7 protein-coding genes are annotated in these 10,300 nt (G+C 43.5%); 4 read left to right on the top strand and 3 right to left on the bottom strand.

All coding sequences use genetic code 11. The annotated features are described in order from the left end of the window. Positions 1–103: 103 nt before the first annotated feature. Together AB5916_RS04240 and AB5916_RS04235 are read right to left on the bottom strand one after the other, a co-directional pair. Positions 104–1,114 (bottom strand): GGGtGRT protein, encoded by a 1,011-nt coding sequence (locus AB5916_RS04240; protein ID WP_173726645.1) that lies wholly within the window; start codon positions 1,112–1,114, stop codon positions 104–106. 28 nt (positions 1,115–1,142) lie between these two features. After that, positions 1,143–1,835 carry an iron-sulfur cluster assembly scaffold protein gene (locus AB5916_RS04235; RefSeq protein ID WP_158420276.1) on the bottom strand — a complete coding sequence of 231 codons (693 nt, stop codon included), beginning with the start codon at positions 1,833–1,835 and terminating at the stop codon, positions 1,143–1,145. A gap of 743 nt (positions 1,836–2,578) precedes the next feature. Between AB5916_RS04235 and AB5916_RS04230 the strand changes: the two genes are divergently transcribed. Beyond that, the gene (locus AB5916_RS04230; protein ID WP_368189374.1) at positions 2,579–3,328 is read left to right on the top strand and encodes a TraX family protein; all 750 of its coding nucleotides are present in this window, start codon (positions 2,579–2,581) and stop codon (positions 3,326–3,328) included. A gap of 128 nt (positions 3,329–3,456) precedes the next feature. Further along, complete coding sequence (locus AB5916_RS04225; RefSeq protein WP_368189373.1) at positions 3,457–4,824, top strand: MATE family efflux transporter; 1,368 nt, start codon at positions 3,457–3,459, stop codon at positions 4,822–4,824. A gap of 67 nt (positions 4,825–4,891) precedes the next feature. Here AB5916_RS04225 and AB5916_RS04220 read toward each other — a convergent pair whose 3' ends face one another. After that, positions 4,892–7,327, bottom strand: coding sequence for a glycosyl transferase (locus tag AB5916_RS04220; RefSeq protein WP_368189372.1), 2,436 nt, complete (start codon positions 7,325–7,327; stop codon positions 4,892–4,894). 447 nt (positions 7,328–7,774) lie between these two features. Between AB5916_RS04220 and AB5916_RS04215 the strand changes: the two genes are divergently transcribed. Together AB5916_RS04215 and AB5916_RS04210 are read left to right on the top strand one after the other, a co-directional pair. Beyond that, a complete protein-coding gene (locus AB5916_RS04215) occupies positions 7,775–8,785 on the top strand; it encodes a LacI family DNA-binding transcriptional regulator (protein WP_158420280.1) in 1,011 nt (336 codons plus the stop codon). 82 nt (positions 8,786–8,867) lie between these two features. Next, the gene (locus AB5916_RS04210) at positions 8,868–10,220 is read left to right on the top strand and encodes a hypothetical protein (RefSeq protein WP_173726642.1); all 1,353 of its coding nucleotides are present in this window, start codon (positions 8,868–8,870) and stop codon (positions 10,218–10,220) included. Positions 10,221–10,300: the final 80 nt, after the last annotated feature.

Here is a 10,300-nt window from a genome sequence, read left to right as displayed (position 1 = left end):
ATAAGAGACAGGATATAGCCTCCGGCAGGATTGCAGAGGTGCGCGTCATGCAATTGCATGACGCGCACCTCGCAGCAAGAATGCCGAGGCATTCTTGAATGAATTAGAACTTACCAGCCTTAGCAGCTTCCTCAACGGAAACAGCAACTGCCACAGTAGCACCAACCATCGGGTTGTTACCCATACCGATCAGACCCATCATCTCAACGTGAGCCGGTACAGAAGAAGAACCAGCGAACTGAGCATCAGAGTGCATACGTCCCATAGTATCTGTCATACCGTAGGAAGCAGGACCTGCTGCCATGTTGTCCGGGTGAAGTGTACGTCCTGTACCACCGCCGGAAGCAACGGAGAAGTATTTCTTACCCTGCTCGATACATTCTTTTTTGTATGTACCTGCAACCGGATGCTGGAAACGGGTCGGGTTTGTGGAGTTACCTGTGATGGAAACACCAACATTCTCGTGATGCATGATAGCAACACCTTCCTGAACGTCATCTGCACCGTAGCATTTAACAGTAGCACGAAGACCGTTGGAATATGGTTTCTCATAGATAATATTTAATTTAGCTTCTTTGTAATCATATTTTGTCTCAACAAATGTGAAACCGTTGATACGGGAAATGATCTGAGCAGCGTCTTTTCCAAGACCGTTCAGGATAACACGTAATGGTTTCTGACGTACTTTGTTTGCTTTCTCTGCAATACCGATGGCACCCTCAGCAGCTGCGAAGGACTCATGGCCTGCAAGGAAGCAGAAGCACTCTGTCTCTTCCTCAAGAAGCATTTTACCAAGGTTACCATGGCCAAGACCTACTTTTCTGTGGTCAGCAACAGAACCTGGGATACAGAAAGCCTGAAGGCCTTCTCCGATAGCAGCAGCAGCGTCAGAAGCTTTTCTGCAGCCTTTTTTGATTGCAATGGCAGCACCTACAGTGTATGCCCAGCAAGCGTTCTCAAAGCAGATCGGCTGGATCTTCTTTACCTGATCATATACGTCAAGTCCAGCATCTTTTGTAATTTTCTCAGCTTCTTCGATAGAGCTGATACCATAGCTGTTTAATACAGCATTGATCTGGTCAATTCTTCTTTCATAACTTTCAAATAATGCCATTTTATGTTCGTCTCCTTTCGTTTCCTGATTACTCTTCTCTTGGGTCGATAATCTTAACGGCATCTGCTACACGGCCATACTGACCTTTTGCTTTTTCCCATGCGGTGTTAGGATCATCACCTTTTTTGATGAAGTCGGTCATCTTTCCAAGAGAAACGAACTGATATCCGATTACTTCATTATCCTCGTCAAGAGCGATACCTGTTACATATCCCTCTGCCATCTCGAGGTAACGAACACCTTTTTCTTTTGTAGCATACATAGTACCAACCTGGGAACGAAGACCCTTACCAAGATCCTCAAGTCCGGCACCTACAGCAAGTCCGTCATCAGAGAAAGCACTCTGAGTACGTCCATATACGATCTGGAGGAATAATTCTCTCATTGCGGTGTTGATCGCATCACAGACAAGGTCAGTATTTAAAGCTTCCAGGATAGTTTTACCCTGAAGGATCTCAGCTGCCATAGCTGCAGAATGAGTCATACCTGAACATCCGATCGTTTCAACAAGAGCTTCCTCGATTACACCATTTTTTACATTCAGGGACAGCTTGCATGCACCCTGCTGTGGAGCACACCAGCCAACGCCGTGTGTAAAACCAGAAATATCTTCAATTTTTTTGGAATGAACCCATTTTCCTTCTTCAGGAATTGGAGCAGGCTCATGTTTTGCGCCCTTAGCTACAGGACACATGTTTTCAACTTCCTTAGTGTAAATCATTTTAAGACTCCTTTCAGTATTAGTGAACTTAATGTTGTTAAAAGTCTAACAACTCAGTGTAGCGCTCCTTAAGGGAGTCTCCCATAGCGGAACGCTTTACTGGTGTTATTCTCTCACAAAATGCCCAATTCGTCCAGTCATAATTTGTAAAAAAACATAGAAAAAAGAGAAAGTGCTTGATTCAAGTCGAGCAGCCGCGAGACTTGGCACGTGATTCTGGTCAGCGTAAGCTGACATATTCTTTACAGAATCACTGCGCATCCTCGCGGAGCGTTTATCTCAGTCGGAGATTGGACTCCCACTGAGACGAACTTGCTGTTATTCACCACCTGAAAGAAGTGGGAGTCTTCTCGACTGAGATAAAAAATATAAATGAGCAACAGCCACCGAAAAAATTTTCTTTACTTTTCTGATTTACTTACTATAATGCAATTATCGGATGCGTCATTGGAGAGGAGAGAAATTGATATACACATGCAGATTTCAAGTCGAGCAGCCGCGAGACTTGGCGCGTGATTCTGGTCAGCGTAAGCTGACATATTCTTTACAGAATCACTGCGCATCCTCGCGGAGCGTTTATCTCAGTCGGAGATTGGACTCCCACTGAGACGAACTTGCTGTTACTCACCACCTGAAAGAGGTGGGAGTCTTCTCGACTGAGATAAATCAACGATTGGTGATATTTTGCTGGCTGCAGATGAAATTAAGTTGGAACAAGCAAACCTAAGTTAAAGGAGTACAGGATGGAACAGACAAAGCAATTACAGGATTCATTTATGCCGGAAAAGTTCCGGGTTTTAAGCGGCAGTGCATTAAAAGTACTGGCTATGGTGATCATGCTGATCGACCATACAGCTGCATTTCTTCTGGTGAAATCAGCGGCTGCCACCAGGACTTTATTTGTTCTTGGAGGCACGGATATATCGATTTACAGGATTATGCGGGATGTGGGCAGGGCTGCATTTCCCATTTTTTGTTTTCTTCTGGTGGAGGGCTTTGTCCATACACACAACCGCTTTAAATATGGAAGAAATCTACTGATCTTTGCCTGTATTTCAGAAATTCCCTGGGACCTGGTGCATAAAGGTACATTCTTTGATATGTCTACCCAGAATGTGTTTTTTACGCTGTTTTTGGGTTATCTGGCTTTTTGTGCAGTTGATTATTTTAAGGACAATCAGCTGATGCAGCTTATCTGCATGGCCGGGCTTTTTGCTGTATCATGGAACCTGAAAGCAGATTACAGCTACAGAGGATACGTATTCCTTCTTATCATGTACTGGCTGAAGGAGAAGAGGGCAGCACAGGCGGTGATCGGTACAAGCTGGCTGATCTATGAGTGGAAAGCATGCTTTGCTTTTCTTTCTATCAATATGTATAACGGACAGAGAGGATTCATTAAAGGAAAATGGGCAAAATATTTTTTCTATGTTTTTTACCCGGCACATATCCTGATCCTGTTCCTGATCCGGCGGATGCTTTATCAGATGTAGATCACTCCTCCTCTTTTTATGATGTTTTGATTGACATATAGGATGCACTGCTATAGAATAGATAAAGATATCGTAAAAAACGGATGCGTCAAAAATATTTATCAAAACACATTGAGAGGGGGATTTTCATGGAAAAAAATGCCGTGGAAAAAGAAAACAAAATGGGCGTTATGCCTGTTGGAAAATTGCTTGTATCAATGTCTGTCCCGATCATGATTTCCATGCTGGTTCAGGCATTATATAATATTGTAGACAGTATGTTTGTTGCAAAGCTCAATGAGAATGCACTGACAGCTGTTTCACTGGCCTTTCCTGTACAGAACCTGATGATCGCAGTAGGTACAGGTACCGGTGTAGGTATTAATGCCCTTGTGTCACGGTCTCTGGGCGAAAAGAATACGGAATATGCCAACAAGGCTGCTAATAACGGCATTATCCTTTGCCTGTTAAGTGCATTGACTTTTGCCGTGCTTACCGGAGTCTTCGGACATACATTCTTTGCCGTTCAGACGCAGGATCCCCAGATCCTTTCTTATGGAACGGTCTATGTAAGGATCATCGGGATGATGTCATTTGGACTGTTTATGCAGCTTGTATTTGAAAGACTGCTGCAGGCAACCGGAAGGACGTTTTATTCCATGCTGACCCAGCTTCTGGGTGCGATCCTGAATATTATTCTGGATCCGATCATGATTTTTGGTCTTTTCGGTTTTCCCAGGATGGAGGTGGCAGGTGCTGCCCTTGCCACTGTAACGGGGCAGATTATTGCTGCTATTGTAGGATATTTTGTAAATTATCATATTAATAAGGAACTTCATCTTTCCCTGGTGAAATATAAGCTGTCCGCAAATGTTGTAAAAAATATTTACAGTGTTGGGTTCCCGTCTATTATCATGGCTTCCGTAGGATCTGTTATGACCTTTGGTATGAATAAGATCCTGATGGGATTTTCCTCTACTGCAACCGCAGTATTTGGTGTTTATTTCAAGCTTCAGAGCTTTGTATTTATGCCGGTATTTGGTCTGAATAATGGTATGGTGCCCATCATTTCTTACAATTACGGAGCCAAAAAGCCGGATCGTATCACAAAGACGATCCGGATCAGTGTGGCTATGGGTGTTGGAATCATGCTTCTGGGATTTGCAGTATTCCAGCTGTTCCCTCAGGAGCTTCTGAATATTTTCAACGCTTCAGATACTATGCTGGAGATTGGAATACCGGCTCTTCGCATTATCAGTTTTAGCTTTTTGCTGGCTGGTTTCAGTGTGGTTTCCTCCTCTGTATACCAGTCCCTGTGCCATAGCTTCTTAAGCCTGGCAGTATCTGTGTTAAGACAGCTGGTAGTGCTTCTTCCGGCGGCCTTTATTCTGGCACGGACAGGCGGGATCAAAGCTACCTGGTGGTCATTCCCTATTGCAGAATTGTTTTCCTTTGCGATCTGCGTGCTGTTCCTCAGATATGTTTATAGAGCGGAGATCGATCCGTTGAAGAAATAAAAGAAAAGCCAGTTTCCTTCAGAATCACCTGGAGCAAACTGGCTTATTACATGCCATATAAAATGTCTTATCCCATATGGATCGTTACCTGGTATTCTTTCTTTCCCTCTTCAAAAGGAATCAGATTACCTGAAATCTGTTTTCCATCGATTTCCAGATATTTTACCCCCTTTTCAACATGATCAGGATTTGAGATAAAAAGATGATATACTGCGCCCCTAAACCTGCGGGTGACAGTGAAATCCCCAAAGTCTGCAGGGATACATGGGTCTACACACAAACCGTCATAGCTTGGCTGTATGCCAAGGATGGCCTGAGAGAGATTTACAAATGTCCAGGCAGCAGTGCCTGTAAGCCAGCTGTTTTTTGCTTCCCCGTGCCGTGGTGCATCCTTTCCTGCAATCATCTGAGAATAAATATAAGGTTCTGTCCTGTGGATCTGGCTGATATTCTCAATATAGGAAGGACAGGTTTTTTTATAGATCTGAAAAGCACGGTTGCCTCTGCCGATCATGGTTTCTCCGATGGAAATCCAGGGATTGTTATGGCAGAAAATACCTGCATTTTCTTTATAACCTGGCGGATAGGAGGAGATTTCCCCAAGGTTCAGGTAGTATCTGGTATAAGCAGGCTGCTGTACCATGATACCGTATTTGGTATCCAGCCGTTCTTTTACAGAATCCAGTGCTTTTTCTGCCAGGCCTTCCTTTACACCGATCCCTGCCATTACGCAGAATCCCTGAGGCTCAATAAAGATCTGGCCTTCTTCACATTCATGGGAACCTATCTTTTGGGATGTTGCATCATAGGCGCGAAGAAACCAGTCACCATCCCAGCCGGAGGTAAGCACTGCCTGGTACATGGCATCAATTGCATCTTTTGCCTGAAGAGCTTCCTCGGTGTGGCCATATTTTTTACAGATGGTTTGAAATTCCCTGCCGTATTTTACAAACATTCCTGCAATGAAAACAGATTCTGCCACAGGACCTTCAGAAGGACCAGTAGTCTGGAATGGCTCCCCAGGCTCACTGGAAAAGCAGTTCAGGTTCAGACAGTCGTTCCAGTCTGCACGGCCGATCAATGGTAGTTTATGGGGACCTAAGTGGGTACAGGTATAATGGAAGCTGCGAAGCAGATGCTGGAAAAAGGGCTGTGCTTTTGAGGTGTCGCAGTCAAAGGCTACCATTTCGTCTAAAATAGAAAAATCACCGGTTTCCTTCAGGTAAGCAGAAGCAGCTGCGATCAGCCATAACGGGTCATCGTTAAATCCGCTTCCAATATCCAGATTGCCTTTCTTGGTGAGAGGCTGATACTGATGATAAGCACTGCCATCTTCAAATTGAGTAGCAGCAATATCAAGGATACGCTCTCTTGCGCGTTCAGGTACAAGATGTACAAAGCCAAGAAGATCCTGACAGGAATCTCGAAAGCCCATGCCTCTTCCTGTACCGGATTCGTAGTAGGAAGCAGAGCGGGAAAGGTTGAAAGTTACCATACACTGGTACTGGTTCCAGATATTTGCCATACGGTTTACATGGGGATCCTGGCTGTTTACAAAAAAGCGGGAGAGCAGATCTTCCCAGTAATGGTTCAGATCCTGGAATGCTTTCTTCACCTGTGCGGAAGTATGATATTTTTCCTGCATGGCAAGAGCTGTGGTCTTGCGGATCACATTTGGTGCTTCCCATTTTTCTTCCCGAGGATTTTCACAATACCCAAGAAGGAATATCAGTTCTTTCTCTTCCCCTGGGGCAAGTACAAGATCAATCTGGTGACTGGCGATGGGATACCATCCACTGGCAACAGAACCAGTACATTTTCCCTGCTCTACGGCCAGAGGCCGGTCATTTCCACGGCGCACTCCCAGAAATTCATCCCTGCTGGTGTCAAAACCGTCAATGGGCGTATTTACAGAAAAGAAGCTGTAGTGATTTCTTCGCTCCCTGTATTCTGTTTTGTGGTAAATAGCGCTTCCCTGGATCTCCACTTCTCCAATACTTAAATTACGCTGGAAATTGGTCATATCATCTACTGCATTCCACAGACAAAACTCCACATAGGAAAAAAGGGAAAGCTTTTTGGAAGAAGCGGATTGGTTTTTTAAGGTAAGTACATTGATCTCGCAAGGAGTGTCTACAGGTACAAAAGCCAGAAGATCAGCAGAAAGCTGGTTTTTGATTCCATGGAAACGGCTGTATCCAAGACCGTGTCTGCATTGGTATTCGTCCAGAGGGGTTCTGGTGGGCATTGTACCAGGATTCCATATCACGTCCCCTTCTTTTATGTAATAGTATTTTCCGTTGGAATCTGCCGGAAGATTATTATAGCGGTAACGGGTAAGCCGGAGCAGCTTTGCATCTTTATAGAAACTGTAACCACCACAGGTGTTGGAGATCAGACTGAAAAAGTCCTGAGATCCCAGATAATTGATCCATGGAAGTGGAGTGTCCGGGGTTGTGATCACATACTCCTTTTTTTCGTCGTCAAAGAAACCGAACTTCATTGGAAATCCTCCCTTGTCAAAGATTAGAGCTTGACACGATGTACTACAGTGCCTGTAATCATGCGTGGAGCTCTGAAAAAAAGTATATGCGAAAACGAATGAGTTCTGATAATTCAATAGAAATAAAAGAAACATTAGAAAACAATATAAAATAGCGAAAATATAAAGAAGTTATCCCTATAAAAGGATGGGATAATTATCTTAACTTTAATATATCTGAGAGAATATAAAAAAGCAAGGAATTTTTACGAAATAGTTTCGTGATAAAAGAAGATAACTTTGTTTAATTTGAAAAAAACTGAAAATCTGATTTTGTGAAATAGAGAGAAAGGAAGCAAAAAGCATAAAAAACGAGAAAATATACTTGATTATTTGTGCATAAAGTAATATAGTGAAGATGCGAAAACGATTTAGGAAAACAAAGAAAGCAAAGAGGCAACAGGGCTTATGGTATCGATGAAGGAAATCGCAAAGAAATGCAATGTTTCCGTAGCGACAGTCAGCAAAGCTTTAAATGATTATCCGGATATCGGGGAAGAGACAAAAGCACTGATCCAGAAAACCGCAGAAGATCTTGGGTATCTGCCAAATTCATCTGCAAGGGCATTGAAAACAAAAAGAAGCTACAATCTGGGCGTGCTTTTTGTAGATCAGGCTCACAGCGGACTGACACATGCTTATTTTAATCACGTGCTTGAAAGCTTCAAAAGTACAGCAGAGAGCAAGGGATATGACATTACCTTTACTAGCGGAAATGTTTCGGGAAAGAAGATGAGTTATTATGAGCATTGCAGATACCGGGGCGTGGACGGGGTGGTAATGGCTTGCGTGGATTTTTACAGCGAGGAGGTGCAGGAACTTTTAAGATCAGAAGTGCCGGTTGTTACCATTGACCATGTGTGTGATGGCAGGATCTCTGTTTTATCTAACAATGTACAGGGAATGGAGAAACTTCTGGAATATATCTTTTCTCAGGGTCACCGAAAGATTGCATACATTTATGGAGATGACACTTCGGTTACGAAGAAGCGTCTCAGCAGCTTTTACCGGATGATGCAAAGAGAAGGGATCCAGGTTCCGGACGAATATGTCAGGCCAGCACGTTACCTAGACGCAGACCTGTCTGCAAGGCAGACCAGGGAGCTGCTGGAACTTAAAGATCCACCTACCTGTATCCTTTATCCAGATGATCTTTCAGCAGTTGGAGGGTTTAATGAGATACGGGAAAGAGATTTGAAGATTCCGGAGGATATTTCCATTGCAGGCTATGATGGGAATAACATAGCCAGGATCATGGAACCAAAGCTTACCACATTGTGTCAGGATACCAGTGCCATTGGAAGGATCGCTGCAGAGAAGCTGGTGGAACTGATTGAACAGCCGAAGACAGCGCTGATCCGGTCCTATACAGTGGATGGAACTTTATTTCAGGGCAGATCGGTCAAAAAATTGGGGTGATTTTTACAGCAGTCCTGTAATGTAAAAGAAGTACCAAAATGAATGTAAATAATAAAAGGATTATATTAAGGAGGTAGCAAAAATGAAGAGAAAGCTTATGAGTGTTTTACTTACCGCTGCAATGGTTGGAGGACTTTCCGTATATGCAGTTCCGGTAATGGCTGAAGATGACCAGGAACCGGACAACACAGTGACAGGTGATTCTGCAGCTGATGATGCATTCGTAGTGTGGGGCTGGAATGATGACATTAAGAATATTCTGGATGGTCCGTTCAAAGAGGCATATCCGGATGATTATAAGAGAATCGTATTTGTAAATACAGGTGGATCTGATTATTATCAGGGCAAATTGGATCCTGTACTGGATGACCCTTCTAATGAATTATATCCGGATCTTATGGGACTGGAAGTTGATTATGTTCAGAAATATGTAAACAGTGACTGGGTAAAATCAGTTGCAGACCTGGGCATTACAGAGGACGATTACAAGAACATGTACCAGTATGATCTTGATCTTGGTACAGATGCAGACGGTAATGTACGTGCTCTGTTCTGGCAGGCAACACCAGGATGCTTCCAGGTACGTGCAGATCTGGCAGAAAAATATCTTGGAACTACAGATCCGGCTGAGCTGGCAGAGAAATTCAAAGATCTTGATACGATTATCGCAACAGCAGAAGAAGTTAAGGAAGCATCCGGTGGAAAGTGCAAATTGTTCTCTGGTTATGATGAGATCAAACGTATGCTGACAAACTCCAGAACTGTAGGCTTCTATGATGAGAACGATGTGATCACTTTGGATGACAATATCACCACTTATCTTGAAACAGCCAAGAAGATGTATGATGAAGAGCTTACTTTTAATACAGATCAGTGGAATGCTGACTGGTATGCAAACATGGATGGGGATGGCGAGAGCAGCAATGCAGCCATTGCTTATATGGGATGCCCATGGTTTACTTACTGGTGCTTAAGCGATACATGGAAAAACAATACGATTCTTGTTCCAACAGCAAATAAATGCTACTGGGGCGGCACTGGACTGGCTGCAACAACAGAGTGTGCTGATACAGAACTTGCTGGCAAGATCATGAAATTCTTTACCTGTGATACAGATGGAATGGTAGCCATCAATGCACTGAATTCTGATTATGTAAATAACACAGAAGCAATTAATAAGATCATTGAAAGCGGCGCTTCCGCAGACGGAAATGGTTATCTGTATGCTGACGCAGGACAGAACTTTATGGAATTCTTCCTTCCTCTGGCAGATGGACTGGATGCTTCTACCGTAACAGCAGAAGATCAGCAGATCCTTTCTCTTCTGGATACCCAGACAAAGGCTTATGCAACTGGTGAAAAAGATCTTGATACCGCAATTTCAGATCTGAAAGCATCAATCCATGATACCTTCTCTTACCTGAGCGTAGAATAATAATGAAACCAGGCTGACAACAGCTGCCTGTATGGATACTGCCTCTTCATTTACGAAGGGGCAGTACCTTTCATAGGAGG

This window comes from Blautia sp. 1033sp1_1033st1_G9_1033SCRN_220408, assembly GCF_040929965.1.
Lineage (GTDB): Bacteria > Bacillota > Clostridia > Lachnospirales > Lachnospiraceae > Blautia_A > Blautia_A ammoniilytica.
This window is presented reverse-complemented; position numbering and strand designations above follow the sequence as displayed.

What these genes read in the sequence shown, in the direction of transcription:
- AB5916_RS04230 (WP_368189374.1), top strand. Translation starts at nt 2,579, where the DNA reads ATGGAACAGACAAAGCAATTACAGGATTCATTTATGCCGGAAAAGTTC.
- AB5916_RS04235 (WP_158420276.1), bottom strand. Translation starts at nt 1,835, where the DNA reads ATGATTTACACTAAGGAAGTTGAAAACATGTGTCCTGTAGCTAAGGGC.
- AB5916_RS04240 (WP_173726645.1), bottom strand. Translation starts at nt 1,114, where the DNA reads ATGGCATTATTTGAAAGTTATGAAAGAAGAATTGACCAGATCAATGCT.
- AB5916_RS04220 (WP_368189372.1), bottom strand. Translation starts at nt 7,327, where the DNA reads ATGAAGTTCGGTTTCTTTGACGACGAAAAAAAGGAGTATGTGATCACA.
- AB5916_RS04225 (WP_368189373.1), top strand. Translation starts at nt 3,457, where the DNA reads ATGGAAAAAAATGCCGTGGAAAAAGAAAACAAAATGGGCGTTATGCCT.
- AB5916_RS04210 (WP_173726642.1), top strand. Translation starts at nt 8,868, where the DNA reads ATGAAGAGAAAGCTTATGAGTGTTTTACTTACCGCTGCAATGGTTGGA.
- AB5916_RS04215 (WP_158420280.1), top strand. Translation starts at nt 7,775, where the DNA reads ATGGTATCGATGAAGGAAATCGCAAAGAAATGCAATGTTTCCGTAGCG.